This is a genomic window from Kluyvera sp. CHPC 1.2972, from assembly GCF_036759925.1.
Lineage (GTDB): Bacteria > Pseudomonadota > Gammaproteobacteria > Enterobacterales > Enterobacteriaceae > Kluyvera.
Genome location: NZ_JAPKIB010000004.1, coordinates 230,964 through 248,356, shown reverse-complemented (window position 1 = coordinate 248,356; position 17,393 = coordinate 230,964). Strand labels below are relative to the sequence as shown.

Genomic DNA, 17,393 nt, shown 5'->3' with positions numbered 1-17,393 from the left:
TCATTCAGTAAGGCTTATTTAGAAATACCATTTTCAGCGACATCAAGTGCAGGCTGGCGATGATTCTGACGTTTACAGGCGGATAACGTGAATGCTGAGATCAGCGTAAAGAACAGCGCAATTCCCCCCATGATGATATAGGTCTTTTCAAATCCAATGCGGTCGTATAATAAACCTGCCGGCGAAGAGACCACGACGTTACCGATATACAACATGGCCTGGTAACCCAATAAATACATGGTGGCGTTGACGCGTTTATCGAAATGCTCAGCAATATATTTAAAGACCGAGACCAGCAGCAGACAAATTTCCAGACCGTACAGCGGTTTAATCACGGAAATCAGCAGATGCGACTCGCACAGGCCGGAAATCACCAGTCGCGCGCCCACCAGTACACCCACAATAATCAGACCGCGCTTCGCGCCGATATAGTTGACGAACATCGGCATAAAGATATACATCACGAACTCGGTGCCGGACTGCACGGTACCCAGCAGGCCAAAGAGGGTGTTACCTTCATGCACATCGCTAAAGAAGGTGACGAAATAGCGCGAGAACTGCTGCTCAGCGACGAACATCATCCACGCCACGCCGGCCACATACAGGCAGAATGCCCAGAACTTGCCACTTTTCAGTAGGTCAAATACGTCTTTCAGGACAATCTTATCCTTCGAAATAACCGCACTGGCGTTGCTGGTTGCAGTATCCACTTTCAGGCTGATTAACACCGCCAGCATGACCAGCGATGCCACGCTGCCGAGGATAAAGTTGTAGGCCGGAGAGATATTAAACAGCAGGCCGGAGAACGATGATGCCACCGCCCAACCGAGCGAGCCCCACATACGAATCTGACCAAACTCCATGCTGTTCAGGCGACTGTAGCGATCGGCATAGGATTCACAGGCCGCCACGCCGGCATACCACGCGAAGCTCAGGTAAATAGCACCAACAATAATCCCCACGGTGGTGTAGGAGAGCAGCAGCGGCTGATAAACATAAATAAAGAACGGCGCCATCAGGGCGGACATCACCACCACAAAATAGAGCAGATATTTACTCATGCCAATTTTATCGAGAATATAACCGTAAATAGGCTTGAGAATAACGGAGAATATGCCGTTTACGGCAAACACGGTGCCAATCACTGCGCCGCTGAGTTCTGCTTTTTGCCCAAGCCAAATCGCAAATAAACCAATACTGGCTGACCAGGTAAAAAAGTACAAAAATATAAACGAGCTTATTTTGTAATATTCCAGTCTGTTTGTAGACGATATTTTTTCCATACGGTCCTCGACAAAACGATGTAGGTGTACAGACTCTGCATCATAATGATGCAGAGTCTGTCAGGAGGTATTCCGGTTTAATGTTGTATCCGGATAGTTAAAAATTCAGCGTTGTTATTTTCCCGCTGACGTTATCCGTCACGTTCAGCGTATTATTTTCAATGTGTAGCGTGGGTAATGCGGGCAACGTTGCGTTGTGGTGACCGCTTGCCACTACCGCGCAGCACAGCCAGTGTTCGCCGGGCGCTATCTCGCCCGTTAGCGTCGGAATCGCCGCGCACTCGGCAAACATCACGCTGCTGTTCGGCGGGGTAATCACGCTGTCGGCAAGGCGCACGGCGTGAGGCGAGAGATCCACTACCGCACTCATCCCGTTGGCAGCCCTCACCCGGCTCTGGCGCACGGTCAGTTCCGCATCGGCTTTCATCACCGCAAAGCCGCCCTCCACCGTCTGCAAGCGACGCGCCGTATTCACCCGATGCACGCGCACGTGCCAGTCGCCGCATGGGATAAGCCAGGTATCAACCTGCACGTCGTGCCACGGCAGCCAGCGCGAGTAGATGGCGCCATCCAGCATCTCAACGCTCTCGCATTCGCGGCGGCCGCGCCAGTAATTGTCGTTATCCGACAGCAGCAGCATGGAGTCGCAGGCAGCGTGCTTAATACCGTAGCGCCCCCGCTCGATGGTGAAGCCAAAGCGCGTGGAGTAGGCAAATTTGGTGTACTTGGCCTCGGTATTCACGTAGTTGTTCAGCTCGAGCTGGCCGGAGGTGAGCATCACTACGTGCTGCGAGTGTTCGCTGTGCTGCAAAATTTGCTGAGCGGGCACAATCGCATGCACCGGCGCCAGGCTCGGCAGCGGCATCTCTTCCGCCTGCCAGAAGGGGTGGGTCTCCGGCAGCGCCATGATCAGGAACACCTTCAGCGCCCAGTACGGTGAGCCCGGCGAGTTGTAGTCTTCGCACATCGCCAGGTTCGGATAGGCGAATCCCAACGTCAGAATACCGTCGCGCTCGAAAATTGGCTGATCCAGCCACCAGCGCAGGTGGCGCAGAATAATGCCTTTCACTACGCCCGGCGAGAAGACGTCGAGCCCGGCGAAGGCCACGCCGCTCCAGAATGCCACCATCGCAAAGCGGTAGGTCAGGCTGCGGCCAAACGGCACCGACGCCCCGTCGGCGGCGGAAAGGTAGATAAAGTCTTTGGCAAACAGGCAGGCACGTTCACGCAGCGTCGCAGCGCGCGTTGGGTCGTCGTCCGCGTTCAGCGTGGCGTAAATCAGGCCGTAAAAGTGGAACGCCATCGAGATGTAGTAATCTTTCGGGCGGCCCGGGCCATCGGAGTACCAGCCACCGCCAAGATAGTAGGCTTCCATCATCGTGAAGCGGCGGTCGATAGCCGCCTGGTCATACGGCAGCCCGGCGCGCTTAAAGCCCAGCTGTACGATAATCGCAAAGTAGTTCCAGTTGCTGTCCGGCATCTGGGCATCGGTGATTTGATTCAGCCAGCGATGCAGGTTTTCCAGTTCGGCAGCGCTGAAATGGCTGGTCAGCTTATCCTGCAGCAGCGCGAGACCAAGACCGTAGGCCGCCATCTCAACCAGACGCTGATCGTATGGCCCGGTTTCGCCCCAATAGGATGGGCTTTGCGGGTCAGTGCCCAGCTTAATCGCGGTGAGATATTTGTCGCTAAACGGCACCGCTTCCCCACCTGCCAGCAGCGGGAACAGACCCCAAAGCGCTCTCGATAAGCCCTCCATTTCCGCAATATCCGTGCCGTAGTGCGCGCAGGTTTTACCCAGCGAGAACTGCGCTACGTTTTCGGGAAACTGTTTATCGAGAGCGCTCAGCATCGCCGTCAGCGTCTGCGCTACCTCCTGTCGTGATGACAATATTTTTGATATTTCCGTCACTGTCCTGCCCCCTGATTTACCCATCCTCGAAAGTGGCTAAAGCATAGAGAATTGGGGTGACTGAGAAATGTTAACCCGGTCACAACTGATATCATTCGATGAACCGCTGCTTGATAAAATTTAAAACAGTGGTTTAGTAGTAAGATTAACCCGGTAAAAATTTAAATTTATTGCACATGACTTCGTCCTGGAATGCCGAGCATCTGGAGCTGATCACCCTGAATGACGCCGTGGCGTCGTTTAGCCGTCTTTTTGCCAATACCGTGCGCTACCAGCACTGGCATCAGTGTCTGGAAATTCTCTATGTCGAAGAGGGATTTGGCGTGGTGATCGTCGATAATCGCCAGTACACCATGCGCCCCGGCAGGCTCTTTTTCTTCCCCCCGTTCACGCTGCATAAAATCATGGTCGATGAAAAAGCGCAGGATAGTTATCGGCGGACGATTATCCATGTCGATCAGCACGCCATCGCGACGCTGCTGCGCCACTTCCCGGAAAATCATCAGCGCTTACAGGCACTTTCAGCCCGTGGCCGCCCAGCGTTCGTCGCGGATTTAGCCAACCAGCACGCACATATTGACCACCTGTTCAGCCTGTATGCCCGCATGTCCAACGCCTCCGGCCTCAGCACCGAGCAGATAACCTGCATGCTGATGACCCTGTTCAATATGCTGCCGCCCACCCAGGAAAAGATGCCGGAAGCCGGTCGCGGTATCGCCAGTTCAGTGATGTTCTGGATTGAAGAAAACTATCGGCAGAAATTCAGCCTCGACGCGCTGGCGCAGGAGTTGGGGAAATCACGTAGCTATCTGTCGCGCCGCTTTCACGCCGAGACGGGCGAGAATATTCACGATTATCTCAATACTATTCGGCTGCGACGCGCCTGCGAACTGCTGCTGCACAGCGTGCTGCCGGTGAGCGAGATTGCCGCACAGGTAGGTTTTTCTGAGGTGACTTACTTTATTAGCTCATTTAGAAAGGGGATCGGTGAGACCCCCTTGCAGTATCGAAAAAATCACGTCGCCCGGGCCTAGTGGAAACGCCCTGGCAGCCACAGGGAGATGCTCGGAATATAGGTGATAGCAATCAGCACCAGGAACAGCACGCAGTAGAACGGGATCATGGCCTTCACCACCGTCTCAATTTTCTGCCCGCTCACGGCGCTGGCCACGAATAGTACCGAACCCACCGGCGGCGTGATGAGGCCAATCCCCAGGTTCATCATCATGATGATACCGAAGTGCACCGGGTCGATGCCAAGCTCAACCACCACTGGCAGCAGAATCGGTGTCAGAATCAGAATCAGCGGCGCCATGTCCATCAGACAGCCCAACAGCAGCAGCATGATGTTGATAATCAACAGGATGACGTACTTGTTATCCGACAATGACAGCAGCGCGGCGGAGATCTCCTGTGGCAGGCCCACCAGCGTCATCACCGAGCCAAACGCGGCGGCGAAGGCAATCAGTACCATCACCATGGTGACGGTTTTGATGGTGCGGTGAATCAGCTTCGGGAAGTCCTTAAGCTTGTATTCGCGATAGACAAAGAAGGTGACAAACATCGCCCACACGCAGGCAATTGCCCCGGACTCCGTTGGCGTGAAGAAGCCGGAGAGAATACCGCCGGAGATGATCACAATGGTAACCAGCCCCCAGATGGCGTCTGAGGCAATCTTTATCTTGCGCTTAAGTTCGACGCGTTCCTCTTTCGGGTAGTTGTTTTTACGCGCGGCAATCAGGCACATGACGATAAGCGTCAGGCACAGCACCAGCGTCGGGATGATCCCGGCGAGGAACATCGCCGGAATAGTGACCGCCGCGGTGTTCGCCACGATAGCAAACAGCACCGAGTTATGGCTCGGCGGCACGAGGATCGCCTGCACTGAGGCGCTGGCAGTCAGCACCGCACCGAATGAGCGCGGGTAGCCTTTGCGCTCCATTTCCGGGATCAGCACCGATCCGATCGACGCGGTATCCGCCACCGACGATCCGGAAATCGCACCAAACAGCGTCGAGGCGAGGATGTTCACCAGCGACAGGCCGCCACGGATCCAACCAACAAACAGCCCGGCAAAATCCACCAGCCGTCGCGCCATCCCCCCTTCCGCCATAATCGCCCCGGCAAAGACGAAGAACGGAATGGTCAGCAGGTTGACGTTATCGGTACTGTGGAAAATGGTGATGATAAGCCCGTCGAGGGAGAAGTCGGCGAAGGCAGTGACCACCACGGCGGTCAGGCCGACAGCATAGGCCACTGGCATACCAATCGCCATCAGCGTCACGAAAGTGACGACAAAAATAATCAGCGTTAAGTCCATTGCGTTCGCTCCTTAGTGACCGACTTTCGGCGAGCCAAACTGCACCAGTTCACGGTGCGTTTGTGGGCCACACAGCATTTTTTCGACCACGAACAGCAGCGTAAAGAACGATCCCAGCGGAATCGGCAGATGGGTGATCCCCGAGGTCAGGAACGGCAGCGACGGCACCACGTCCTCCCAGGCATCCATACAGCCGATGATCCCCCAGTGAATGATAAACAGGCAGGTGGCGAGCATCGCCAGATCGACAAACACCGCCAGCCCCTTTTTCATCGATGGATTGATATGATCGACCAGCATGGTGATCGCAATATGGCTACCTGCCCGATAGGCCGCCGCCGCCCCCACAAAGGAGAAGGTGATCATACAGATCTGCGACAGCGGTTCCGGCCAACTGGTCGACGCGTGTGGCAGAAAGTCCAGCCAGGCAGGAAGATCGGGACGAAAGCGAGCGTAGATCCCCACCAGATAGATAAACGTCATAAATAACAGGCTGATCCCTGACAGCCAGATACAGAGCCGATACACAGCATCCATCGCCAGGACATAGTAATTTTTCATTGTTATCCCCAGATCAAAACGGGCAGACCAGCCCACGCTGGCCCGCCGCTAAGTGGATTATTTGGTGTCCTGAATTTGCTGCATTAAGTCGCTGAACTGCTTACCGTATTTCTCACGAACCGGTGCAGTAGCGTCGACAAACGGCTTTTTGTCGACCGGAAGGAATTTGACGCCCTGGCTTTGCAGGCGCTGTTTGGATTTCTCCACGTAGTCCGCCCACAGCACGCGCTCTTCAGCCTGTGCTTCTTTCGCCAGCTTCATGATCAGCGCCTGATCGTCCGCCGAGAGTTTGCTCCATTTACGCTTCGAGAAAGCGAGCACTTCCGGGATCATAAAGTGTTCAGTGAGATCGAAATATTTGGTCCCGGCCACCACGTAGTTTTCGGTATCAAAGGTCGGTTCGTTGTTTTCCGCCGCATCGATCACCCCGGTTTGCAGGCTGGCAAAGACATCCCCCACCGGCAGGACGATCGGGTTTGCCCCTAGCGCTTTAAAGGTATCGAGGCCGATCGGGTTGTTTTGCAAACGGATCTTCACCCCTTTCAGATCGTCGAGGCTGGTAACCGGTTTTTTCGTGATCAGACTACGCGAGCCCGCGTCCATCCAGCCGAGGAAGACCAGGCCGAGGTTGCTGTCGGAGATCTCTTTGGCCAGCGTGTTACCAATATCGCCATCCAGCACCTTGTGCTGATGGTCGGTATCGCGGAACACAAACGGCATGTTGAAGACGCTCACCTGAGGAAGGATACCGCCGACCGGGGCCATCGAAACACGCAGGATATCAATAGCGCCCGCACGGGTTTTCTCGAGCGTGGTGCTCTCGTCGCCCATCTGCCCGCTTGGGAACATACGGATGGACAGTCGCCCGTCGGTTTGTTGGCTGAGTTTTTCACCCATGTGAATCACCGCCGCCGTGGTCGGATAGTCAGCCGGGTGCACATCGGAAGCGATGAACACCGTTTTTGCCATCGCCGCCGCAGACCCCATCAGTAACGAGAAAGATAAAACGCTTACTGCCAGTTTTCTTCTTAACATAGACGATTCTCTTTTGATTAAAGATAAAATTCACCATGCGAATCAATAGCCAGCACAGATTGACGTCCATGTTCAGAAGTATGTTTTATATCCAGCGCAAGAATATGGTAGAAGTCATACAACTAAACTGTGACCTGTCATACCAAATTTTAAAATGGCATTTCAGAAAGCGCAGAAATTAGAATTGAATCGATTAATTAAGCGGCGGTTTTGGCAATAAAAAAGGAGACGCAAGCGTCTCCTTTTCAATCGTAGGCCGGCTTCACTGCGTGACGCCGGGGAAATCCCGGAGTCGGTGCTAACGCACCTCGTCCGGGCTACAAGCGAGTCTGTAGGCCGGGCAAGCGAAGCGCCCCCGGCAATTTATCAGGCTTCCAGCTCCGCCATATCGCCTTTCTCCTGCAGCCAGTTACGGCGATCTTCCGAACGCTTCTTGGCCAGCAGCATATCCATGGTGGCATCAGTCTGCTGTTCATCTTCATCGGTGATGTACAGCTGCACCAGGCGGCGGGTGTTCGGATCTAGCGTCGTTTCGCGCAGCTGCATCGGGTTCATCTCACCCAGACCTTTAAAGCGCTGTACGTTCGGCTTGCCTTTTTTACGCTTGAGCTGCTCCAGCACGCCCGCTTTTTCCTCTTCGGTCAGGGCATAGTAAACCTCTTTGCCCAGATCGATACGGTACAACGGCGGCAGCGCCACATAGACGTGACCTTCTTTCACCAGCGCACGGAAGTGCTTCACAAATAGCGCGCACAGCAGCGTCGCGATGTGCAGGCCATCGGAGTCAGCATCGGCGAGGATACAGATCTTGCCGTAGCGCAGCTGGCTCAGATCCGAACTGTCCGGATCGATACCGATCGCCACAGAAATATCGTGCACTTCCTGCGAGGCCAGCACTTCATCAGAAGAGACTTCCCAGGTGTTGAGGATCTTACCTTTGAGCGGCATGATCGCCTGGAATTCACGATCGCGCGCCTGTTTCGCAGAACCGCCTGCGGAGTCACCTTCGACGAGGAACAGTTCGGTGCGAGCGAGATCCTGCGCGGTACAGTCGGCCAGTTTACCCGGCAGCGCCGGGCCGCTGGTGAGCTTTTTACGCACCACTTTTTTCGCCGCGCGCAAACGACGCTGGGCGCTGGAAATCGCCATTTCAGCCAGCAGCTCGGCGGCCTGAACGTTCTGGTTCAGCCACAGGCTGAAGGCATCTTTCACCACGCCAGAGACAAACGCCGCGCACTGACGGGAAGAGAGACGCTCTTTCGTCTGTCCGGCGAACTGCGGATCCTGCATCTTCACCGACAGCACGTAGGCGCAGCGGTCCCAGATATCTTCCGCCGACAGCTTCACGCCGCGCGGTAAAATATTGCGGTATTCGCAGAACTCACGCATCGCGTCGAGCAGACCCTGACGCAGGCCGTTGACGTGCGTCCCGCCCTGCATGGTTGGGATCAGGTTAACGTAGCTTTCGGTCAGCAGCTCGCCGCCTTCCGGCAGCCACAGCAGCGCCCAGTCCACCGCTTCGGTTTCGCCGGAGAAGTTACCGACAAACGGTTTTTCCGGCAGCAGCGGCAGGCCGTTCACGGCTTCGCAAAGATAGTCGTTCAGACCGTCGGCGTAGCACCAGGTCTGTTCGGTGTCGTTCACTTTGTCTTTAAAGACGATTTCAACGCCGGGGCAGAGTACCGCTTTCGCTTTCAGCAGGTGGCTTAAGCGGGAAACGGAAAAACGCGGGCTGTCGAAGAAGCTTTCGTCCGGCCAGAAGTGGACGCTGGTCCCGGTATTGCGTTTGCCGCAGGTACCGGTGACGTGCAGGTCTTCCACCTTGTTGCCGTTTTCAAACGCGATGGTGTAGACCTGACCATCACGGCGAACGTTGACCTCAACGCGCTTCGACAGGGCGTTGACCACCGAGATCCCCACGCCGTGCAGGCCGCCAGAGAACTGGTAGTTTTTGTTGGAGAACTTACCGCCCGCATGCAGGCGACAGAGGATCAGCTCAACCGCCGGTACTCCCTCTTCCGGGTGGATATCGACGGGCATGCCGCGACCATCGTCGATCACTTCCAGTGATTGATCGGCATGAAGAATAACCTCAACACGCTTCGCGTGTCCGGCAAGCGCTTCATCCACACTGTTATCAATCACTTCCTGACCAAGGTGGTTCGGACGTGTCGTATCTGTGTACATCCCCGGGCGGCGGCGAACCGGCTCAAGCCCGGTGAGTACCTCAATGGCATCAGCGTTATAAGAAGATTGCGTCATGATCTATTCGTAGGTAGTTGGCGCTGCTTAATGCAACCCCAGAAAATCGATAATCTGTGTGAAGTGATCTTCAAAGCCGGTAAATGCGTGATTACCGCCCTCCTCTACCGTTTGTCGGCAGGAGGCGAAATAGTCCACGGCCTGGCGGTAATCAAGCACTTCGTCGCCGGTCTGCTGAAGCAGCCAGATAAGATCCGGTGCCTCCAGTGGCTCAATTTGCATGACTTTGAGATCGTAAATATGGCGTGACTCTAGCACATATTGCTGCCCGGTGTAGGGATTCTCGTTCGGGCCGAGGAAATTCACCAGCAGCTCAAACGGGCGTATCGCCGGGTTCACTACCACCGCTGGCAGCATGAAACATTGGGATAGCCAGGTGGCGTAATAACCGCCCAATGACGACCCCACGATGCCCAGCGGTTCACCGCCGTGTTTCAGCACCAGCGCTTCGAGCATCTCCGCCGCTTCCGCCGGATAGGCTGGCAGCTGCGGGATAACCATATTCACATCAGGATAGTGTTCCGTCAGCCACTGCTTAAGCGCCGTGGCCTTTGCCGACCACGGAGAGCTGTTGAAACCATGCAGGTAAAGAAGCGTCGACATCAATAGCCTTCAGATGCGGTATCAGGATGGAATTCACACCCGGCAAGGCGGCAGACTTCGGTGGTGAGTGAACCATCGGCATGCAGCTCAAGCCAGCGCCATCCAGGGGAAACGGTATCCAGCGTGAAGTTGGCGCAGTGCGGTTTAAACTGCACGCAGGTTGACGGTGTCGCCATAATGCGGCGGCCGTTCCAGTCGACGTCCAGCTCCTGATGAATGTGACCACAAAGCAGGTTTTTTACGCGTGGGTAGCGCACCAGCACATTATCCAGCGCCCCTGCATTACGCAGGCTGTGCTGATCGAGCCAGCTGCATCCCGCCGGCAGCGGATGATGGTGCAGCAACAGCAGCGTGTGTCGGTCTGGCGCTTCTGCCAGCCGCTTTTCCAGCCACTCAAGCTGGAACTCGCTCAATTCACCGTGCGGCACGCCGAACACCTGACTGTCCAGCAGGAGGATCTGCCAGTTTTCGCCCACCAGTACACGCTTGGCCGGGGAGATCCCCGCGTCCTGAAGCGTACTGTACATCGATGGCTGGAAGTCATGATTCCCCGGCAACCAAACGCAGGGTGCAGCGAAACTCGCGATGCCGTCAGCAAAGTGCTGATAGGCCGCGGATGAGTGATCCTGCGCTAAATCGCCCGTCGCCACCACCAGGTCAACGTCACGCGCCGAGGCATGAATAGCCTGCAATACGGCGTGATAGCTTGCCCAGGTGTTCACGCCTAACAGCGTTTCATCTTTTTCCGCAAACAGGTGAGTATCAGTAATTTGCAGTACCCTGACACTGGCCCCACCAGCCAGAGGAAGGTTTAAAAGGCTTTCCAAATGGTGTCCTTAGGTTTCACGATGCAAACATACACATCATCCTTTCATGCTGCGTCATCGCTGGCAGCGTCCCAGATACCGCCTGAAAGGTGCTATGTACAAACCGGAATCGCCATCGCTCCATGTGCTAAACAGTATCTTAGCCAATCAGCTAAAAACTGATTAATTTGATGCTTTTCGTCGCGTTGATGCAACTTTTTATTTGGATAATCATATCGCGCTTTGAAGCGAAAGATCTGCTGACTTGAACACACTTCAGCCACCATCGCATCGTGATACAGCCGCACGCTCATCGACGGCAGGCTCCAGTAGCTCACCGCCGGGTGCGTCTGCTCAATCGCTACCAGCGTAGTGTAGCGGGTTGATTCCGTTATCGTTAACCGATATTGCGCATTGGCCACCTGATAGTTCACCGTTTCGCCGGCTTCATCAACGCGCGGCAGTAAGCGACGTAATTGTGCGAAATTGGTCTCGCACAGGCGCATCATTTCTGGGAAGTCAGGTGTATAACGCTTCATTTGGTCCACTCTTTTCGTAAGTCCTGATAATGCAGCTGTAGCCATTGCAAAGCGATGACAGAGGCTGCGTTGTCAATTTTTCCCTCTTCTACACATTGATAAGCGTACTCCCGGCTTACCACATGAACCCGGATATCTTCGTGTTCATCCGCCAGGCCATGAATACCTTTGGCCGTTGTTGCATCCACTTCGCCCACCATAATGGTCAGGCGCTCGCTGGTGCCGCCAGGGCTAGCCAGATAACTCAGGCACTCTTTTACCCGTCCGAGTTCAAGCCCGGCTTCTTCCTGCGATTCACGACGCGCCACGTCCTCTACGCTCTCGCCCTCTTCAATCATACCGGCCACCATTTCCAGCAGATAAGGGGTTTCGCTGGTGTCGTAGGCCGCAATGCGAATTTGTTCAATCAGCACCACTTCGTCGCGCACTGGGTCAAAGGGTAGCAAGACTGCAGCGTGACCGCGCTCAAAAATTTCGCGCCGGACTTCACCGCTCATCTCGCCGTTGAACAGACGATGGCGAAAACGATACACATCAATCGAAAAAAAACCGCGATATACCGTTTCTCGTGCAATAATTTCTACATCGTTTTTCGAGAGGGTAACCACTGAGTTACGTGATTTTGTCATGACCTTGCCTATGCTGTAATTGTGGTGAAATTGTGGATTTAAAGCCTGTTTATCTTAGGTTCCACATTCTCTGTGGTAGATTGGTGCAAATTAACGCCAGATGGCACATTACGACAACTTTTTAACGTGGCAGACTCTGGTACAATCGGCGAATATTTTTTCTGTGAATTAGATCAGCGCTAAGCTTCACAACAAGGAATGCAAATGCAAATGAAGAAATTGCTCCCCATCCTTATTGGTCTGAGCCTTACGGGTTTCAGTACAATGAGCCAGGCAGAGAACCTGTTACAGGTCTATCAGCAGGCACGTACCAGTAACCCAGATCTCCGTAAATCTGCAGCAGACCGCGATGCCGCATTCGAAAAGATCAACGAAGCGCGTAGCCCACTGTTACCGCAGTTAGGTTTGGGTGCCGATTATACCTATACCAATGGCTTCCGCGACAGCAACGGCGTGAACTCCAACGCGACCAGCGGCTCGCTGACGTTAACGCAAAGCCTGTTTGATATGTCCAAATGGCGTGCTCTGACCCTGCAGGAAAAAGCGGCAGGCATCCAGGACGTGACTTATCAGACCGATCAGCAGACGCTGATCCTGAATACCGCCACGGCGTACTTTAACGTGCTGAGCGCGATTGACTCGCTCTCCTACACCGAAGCGCAGAAACAGGCGATTTACCGCCAGTTGGATCAAACCACTCAGCGCTTTAACGTGGGCCTCGTAGCGATTACCGACGTGCAGAACGCCCGTTCACAGTACGATACCGTGCTGGCGAACGAAGTGACCGCGCGTAACAACCTCGACAACGCCGTTGAAGCGCTGCGTCAGGTCACCGGTAACTACTACCCAGAGCTGGCGTCTTTGAACGTCGACAGCTTTAAAACTGACAAGCCGCAGGGCGTTAACTCGCTGCTGAAAGAAGCAGAAAACCGTAACCTCTCCCTGTTGCAGGCTCGTCTGAACCAGGACCTGGCGCGTGAACAGATTCGCCAGGCGCAGGACGGCCATCTGCCGACGCTGGATTTGAACGCCTCTACCGGGGTATCCAACACCTCCTATAGTGGTTCTAAAACCCGTAACTCGTCTCAGTACGACGACAACGACGCTGGCCAGAACAAAATTGGCCTGAGCTTCTCCCTGCCGCTGTACCAGGGCGGGATGGTTAACTCGCAGGTGAAACAGGCGCAGTACAACTTCGTCGGCGCCAGCGAGCAGCTGGAAAGCGCGCACCGCTCCGTCGTTCAGACCGTGCGTTCTTCCTTCAACAACATCAATGCCTCTATCAGCAGCATCAACGCCTACAAACAGGCCGTGGTCTCTGCGCAGAGCTCATTAGACGCGATGGAAGCGGGTTACTCCGTGGGTACGCGTACTATCGTTGATGTGTTGGATGCAACCACCACGCTGTACAACGCGAAGCAACAGCTCTCCAGCGCGCGTTATAACTACCTGATCAACCAGCTGAATATCAAAAATGCGCTGGGTACGCTCAACGAGCAGGATCTGATTGCGCTGAACAATGCGCTGGGTAAAAACGTCGCAACCTCTACCGACAGCGTTGCGCCGCAGAACCCGCAGCAGGACGCTTCAGCGGACGGCTACACCTCTCCGGCGACCAGCAAAGCGCGTCTGCGCTAAGGCACCTCGCCGTACTGAAAAGGGCCCGCTTTATGCGGGCCCTTTTTTCATTCTCTTGCGCTAACGTAAGGCAACGTAAAGATCCGCCGCTTTACGCCCTTCTTCGCTTCATTTTCAACCACTCATCCACTATCCTGAGCGTTATTGCAATACCACTCTACTGGGTCCAGGAAGAACACAATGAAACGGACGAACAATATTCAACACGCCGCCTTTCGTAAAAGCTGGGGCGCGCGTCACCTCACTCCGGTTGCATTAGCCGTTACCGCGGTATTCATGCTGGCGGGCTGTGAAAAAACTGACGAAACCGTCACGCTGTACCAGAACGCGGACGACTGCTCTGCGGCAAACCCGGGCAAAAGCGCCGAGTGTAAAACCACCTTCGATAACGCGCTGAAAGAAGCTGAACGTACCGCACCGAAGTACGCCAGCCGCGAAGACTGCGTGGCTGAATTTGGCGAAGGCCAGTGCCAGCAGGCACCGGCACAGGCCGGTATGGCGCCAGCCAGCGGTGAAAACCAGGCGCAAGCGCAAAGCAGCGGTAGCTTCTGGATGCCGCTGATGGCGGGCTACATGATGGGTCGTATGATGAGCGGCGGCATGGGTGGCTACCAGCAGCAGCCGGTCTTCACCTCGAAGAACCCGTCCAGCCCAGCCTACGGTAAATACACCGATGCCGGTGGTAAAAACTACGGTGCAGCGCAGCCGGGCCGTTCGATGAACGTACCGAAAACCGCGATGGCGCCAAAACCGGCAACCACCAGCACCGTAACTCGCGGCGGCTTCGGTGAGTCCGTGGCAAAACAGTCCACCATGCAACGTAGCGCGTCGGGCACCACCACCCGTTCAATGGGCGGCTGATGACCATGGAAAGAATCAGCATTACTGAACGCCCGGACTGGCGTGAAAAGGCAACAGAGTACGGCTTCAACTTTCACACCATGTACGGCGAGCCGTACTGGAGCGAAGAGGCGTACTATAAGCTGACGCTGGCGCAGGTTGAAAAGCTGGAAGAGGTTACCGCTGAACTGCATCAGCTGTGTCTGAAAGTGGTTGAACGCGTCATCGCCAGCGATGAGCTGATGGCGAAATTCCGCATTCCAAAGCACACCTGGACCTTCGTGCGCCAGTCATGGCAAACGCAGCAGCCGTCGCTCTACTCGCGCCTCGATCTGGCATGGGACGGCACCGGTGAACCGAAGCTGCTGGAAAATAACGCCGATACCCCAACGTCACTGTACGAAGCGGCGTTCTTCCAGTGGATCTGGCTCGAAGATCAGATCAACGCGGGCAACCTGCCGGAAGGCAGCGACCAGTTCAACAGCCTGCAGGAAAAGATCATCGAGCGCTTCAACGTGCTGCGCGAACAGCACGGCTTCCAGCTGCTGCATCTGACCTGCTGCCAGGACACCGTGGAAGATCGCGGTACCGTGCAGTATCTGCAGGACTGCGCCGCTGAAGCTGGCGTAGCGACCGAGTTCCTCTATGTTGATGAGATCGGCTTGGGCGAAAAAGGCCAGTTTACCGATCTGCAGGATCAGGTCATCAGCAATCTGTTCAAGCTCTATCCGTGGGAATACATGCTGCGCGAGATGTTCTCCACCAAGCTTGAAGACGCTGGCGTGCGCTGGCTGGAACCGGCCTGGAAGAGCATCATCTCTAACAAAGCGCTGCTGCCGCTGCTGTGGGAGATGTTCCCGGATCACCCGAACCTGCTGCCAGCCTACTTTGCCGAAGACGATCATCCAGAGATGGACAAATTCGTGGTGAAGCCGATCTTCTCCCGCGAAGGCGCGAACATTTCGATAGTCGAGAACGGTAAAACCATCGAGCAGGTGGAAGGGCCGTACGGCGAAGAAGGGATGATCGTGCAGCAGTTCCATCCGCTGCCGAAGTTTGGTGATAGCTACATGTTGATTGGCAGTTGGCTGATTAACGACGAGCCTGCCGGAATTGGCATTCGTGAGGACAGAGCGCTGATCACTCAGGATCTGTCACGCTTCTATCCCCACATTTTCGTCGAATAATCGTTAACCGATTAGCACCGACAGCATACTCAGGGAGCCCATTTCGATACCGTCTACCGGGATCGTGATGGGCTCTTCGCCATCCCAGGCACCCAGCACATAAAGCAGCGGCAGGAAGTGATCCGCCGTTGGGTTCGACAGCGAACCGCCCTCATGCGCCAGATAGTTCACCAGCGGATGCTCTTCTACCGGCCCTTTCCAGCTCAGATTCGCCTTCACATAATCGTTAAACGACGTGGCCCACGGGTAAGGCGTTGAATCGCCATGCCATTTCGCCGTACGCAGGTTGTGCACCACGTTACCGCTGGCCACCAGCATAATGCCTTCATCGCGCAGGCTCGCCAGCTTACGTCCGATCTCAAAGTGCCAGGCTGCTGGCTTCGTGCTGTCGATACTCAACTGCACCATTGGGATGTCCGCATTCGGGTACATCTTAATCAACACGCCCCATGAGCCGTGGTCAAAGCCCCAGGCCTCTTTATCCAGCGCCACCGGAACCGGTGCCAGCAGTTCAACCAGCTGTTGCGCCAGCGCCGGGGAACCCGGAGCCGGGTAATGGGTATCGTACAGCGCCTGCGGGAAGCCGCCGAAATCGTGGATCGTTTTCGGGGTTTCCATCGCCGTCACGCCCGTGCCACGAGTGAACCAGTGCGCGGACACCACCACAATGGCTTTTGGACGCGGCAACGTTTCACCCAGATGCCGCCAGGTACGGGTATAGAGGTTATCTTCCAGTACGTTCATCGGGCTACCGTGACCTAAAAACAGTGCTGGCATTCGGCTACGAGACATGATGTTATCCTTCCAGAGGGCATAATTTAATAACACCACATTAACCCGTTTTGAGTGAGGATAAACTCAGATAAGCGTGATGATGATCTTCAGAAAATTTGAATGTAAGGATGAAGTAAAGAATAGCGTCGCCTCTCGCCACGGCTGACGATTTTCAATATCATGAATGATAATCATTATCATAAGGAGTAAGCGATGTCGGTACCGCTGATTCTGACATTACTGGCAGGAGCTGCCACCTTTATCGGCGCCATACTCGGGGTGATCGGGCAAAAGCCGTCTAACCGGGTACTCGCCTTCTCGCTCGGCTTCGCCGCTGGCATTATGCTGCTGATCTCATTAATGGAGATGCTGCCCGCCGCGCTCGGCACGCCGGGAATGTCGCCGGTGTTGGGCTACGGCATGTTTGTCGTCGGCCTGATTGGCTACTTTGCGCTCGATCACGCCCTGCCGCATGCGCATCCGCAGGATCTGATGCAGAAAAACACTCAGCCGCTGCCGCGCAACATTCGCCGTACCGCCGTGCTGTTAACTCTTGGCATCAGCCTGCACAACTTCCCCGAAGGTATCGCTACCTTCGTCACCGCCAGCAACAACCTTGAGCTAGGCTTCGGCATTGCGCTCGCCGTGGCGCTGCACAATATTCCTGAAGGTCTGGCGGTTGCCGGGCCGGTCTACGCCGCCACGGGCTCAAAGCGCAAAGCGGTATTCTGGGCAGGAATTTCCGGCATGGCGGAAATACTGGGCGGCGTGCTGGCGTGGGCGATTCTTGGCAGCATGGTGTCACCGGTGCTGATGGCCTCGATTATGGCGGCGGTCGCCGGGATTATGGTCGCCCTTTCCGTCGATGAACTGATGCCGCTGGCCAAAGAGATTGACCCTAACAACAACCCCAGCTACGGCGTGCTGTGCGGCATGTCGGTCATGGGGATGAGCCTGGTGATTCTGCAATCGATGGGCATTGGCTAACGTCAGGCAATAAAAAA

The 17,393-nt window shown here is 55.2% G+C and carries 16 protein-coding genes; 5 read left to right on the top strand and 11 right to left on the bottom strand.

What is annotated here, in order from left to right; genetic code table 11:
- Window positions 1–14: 14 nt before the first annotated feature.
- Together V6944_RS09475 and V6944_RS09470 are read right to left on the bottom strand one after the other, a co-directional pair.
- Window positions 15–1,283: an oligosaccharide MFS transporter gene (locus tag V6944_RS09475; RefSeq protein ID WP_333498765.1), complete on the bottom strand. Its 1,269-nt coding sequence runs from the start codon at window positions 1,281–1,283 to the stop codon at window positions 15–17.
- Between the two features lie 97 nt (window positions 1,284–1,380).
- Entirely contained in the window at window positions 1,381–3,219 is a 1,839-nt protein-coding gene (locus V6944_RS09470) for a DUF2264 domain-containing protein (protein ID WP_442910725.1), read from the bottom strand.
- Window positions 3,220–3,371: 152 nt separating this feature from the next.
- On the opposite strand from V6944_RS09470, the gene V6944_RS09465 reads away from it, so the two are divergent.
- A complete protein-coding gene (locus V6944_RS09465; protein WP_333498764.1) occupies window positions 3,372–4,229 on the top strand; it encodes a helix-turn-helix transcriptional regulator in 858 nt (285 codons plus the stop codon).
- On the opposite strand, the gene V6944_RS09460 is transcribed toward V6944_RS09465, so the two are convergent.
- The 8 genes from V6944_RS09460 to nudF all read right to left on the bottom strand — a co-directional run bounded on the left by V6944_RS09460 (window position 4,226) and on the right by nudF (window position 11,950).
- Window positions 4,226–5,515: a TRAP transporter large permease gene (locus V6944_RS09460; RefSeq protein WP_333498763.1), complete on the bottom strand. Its 1,290-nt coding sequence runs from the start codon at window positions 5,513–5,515 to the stop codon at window positions 4,226–4,228. The genes V6944_RS09465 and V6944_RS09460 overlap by 4 nt on opposite strands.
- A 12-nt stretch (window positions 5,516–5,527) precedes the next feature.
- The gene (locus V6944_RS09455; protein ID WP_333498762.1) at window positions 5,528–6,076 is read right to left on the bottom strand and encodes a TRAP transporter small permease; all 549 of its coding nucleotides are present in this window, start codon (window positions 6,074–6,076) and stop codon (window positions 5,528–5,530) included.
- 57 nt (window positions 6,077–6,133) lie between these two features.
- Window positions 6,134–7,111, bottom strand: coding sequence for a TRAP transporter substrate-binding protein (locus V6944_RS09450; RefSeq protein ID WP_333498761.1), 978 nt, complete (start codon window positions 7,109–7,111; stop codon window positions 6,134–6,136).
- 366 nt (window positions 7,112–7,477) lie between these two features.
- Window positions 7,478–9,373: a DNA topoisomerase IV subunit B gene (gene parE, locus V6944_RS09445; RefSeq protein WP_333498760.1), complete on the bottom strand. Its 1,896-nt coding sequence runs from the start codon at window positions 9,371–9,373 to the stop codon at window positions 7,478–7,480.
- A 27-nt stretch (window positions 9,374–9,400) separates the two neighbouring features.
- Window positions 9,401–9,976, bottom strand: coding sequence for an esterase YqiA (gene yqiA / locus V6944_RS09440; RefSeq protein ID WP_333498759.1), 576 nt, complete (start codon window positions 9,974–9,976; stop codon window positions 9,401–9,403).
- On the bottom strand, window positions 9,976–10,803 hold the full coding sequence (gene cpdA / locus V6944_RS09435) for a 3',5'-cyclic-AMP phosphodiesterase (RefSeq protein ID WP_333498758.1): 828 nt from the start codon (window positions 10,801–10,803) through the stop codon (window positions 9,976–9,978). Before cpdA ends, yqiA begins: the two co-directional genes overlap by 1 nt.
- A 92-nt stretch (window positions 10,804–10,895) precedes the next feature.
- Complete coding sequence (locus V6944_RS09430; protein WP_333498757.1) at window positions 10,896–11,321, bottom strand: DUF1249 family protein; 426 nt, start codon at window positions 11,319–11,321, stop codon at window positions 10,896–10,898.
- Window positions 11,318–11,950, bottom strand: coding sequence for an ADP-ribose diphosphatase (gene nudF / locus V6944_RS09425; protein ID WP_333498756.1), 633 nt, complete (start codon window positions 11,948–11,950; stop codon window positions 11,318–11,320). The genes V6944_RS09430 and nudF overlap by 4 nt, the downstream gene beginning before the upstream one ends.
- Before the next feature lie 210 nt (window positions 11,951–12,160).
- On the opposite strand from nudF, the gene tolC reads away from it, so the two are divergent.
- The 3 genes from tolC to V6944_RS09410 all read left to right on the top strand — a co-directional run bounded on the left by tolC (window position 12,161) and on the right by V6944_RS09410 (window position 15,615).
- Window positions 12,161–13,588: an outer membrane channel protein TolC gene (gene tolC, locus V6944_RS09420; RefSeq protein ID WP_333496162.1), complete on the top strand. Its 1,428-nt coding sequence runs from the start codon at window positions 12,161–12,163 to the stop codon at window positions 13,586–13,588.
- A gap of 180 nt (window positions 13,589–13,768) precedes the next feature.
- Complete coding sequence (locus tag V6944_RS09415) at window positions 13,769–14,449, top strand: DUF1190 family protein (RefSeq protein ID WP_185668391.1); 681 nt, start codon at window positions 13,769–13,771, stop codon at window positions 14,447–14,449.
- Between the two features lie 5 nt (window positions 14,450–14,454).
- On the top strand, window positions 14,455–15,615 hold the full coding sequence (locus V6944_RS09410; protein ID WP_333498862.1) for a glutathionylspermidine synthase family protein: 1,161 nt from the start codon (window positions 14,455–14,457) through the stop codon (window positions 15,613–15,615).
- Window positions 15,616–15,618: 3 nt separating this feature from the next.
- Here the strand turns inward: V6944_RS09410 and ygiD are convergent, their stop codons facing one another.
- A complete protein-coding gene (gene ygiD / locus V6944_RS09405) occupies window positions 15,619–16,407 on the bottom strand; it encodes a 4,5-DOPA dioxygenase extradiol (RefSeq protein ID WP_333496163.1) in 789 nt (262 codons plus the stop codon).
- Window positions 16,408–16,602: 195 nt separating this feature from the next.
- On the opposite strand from ygiD, the gene zupT reads away from it, so the two are divergent.
- Window positions 16,603–17,376, top strand: coding sequence for a zinc transporter ZupT (zupT, locus tag V6944_RS09400; protein WP_333496164.1), 774 nt, complete (start codon window positions 16,603–16,605; stop codon window positions 17,374–17,376).
- Window positions 17,377–17,393 lie beyond the last annotated feature (17 nt).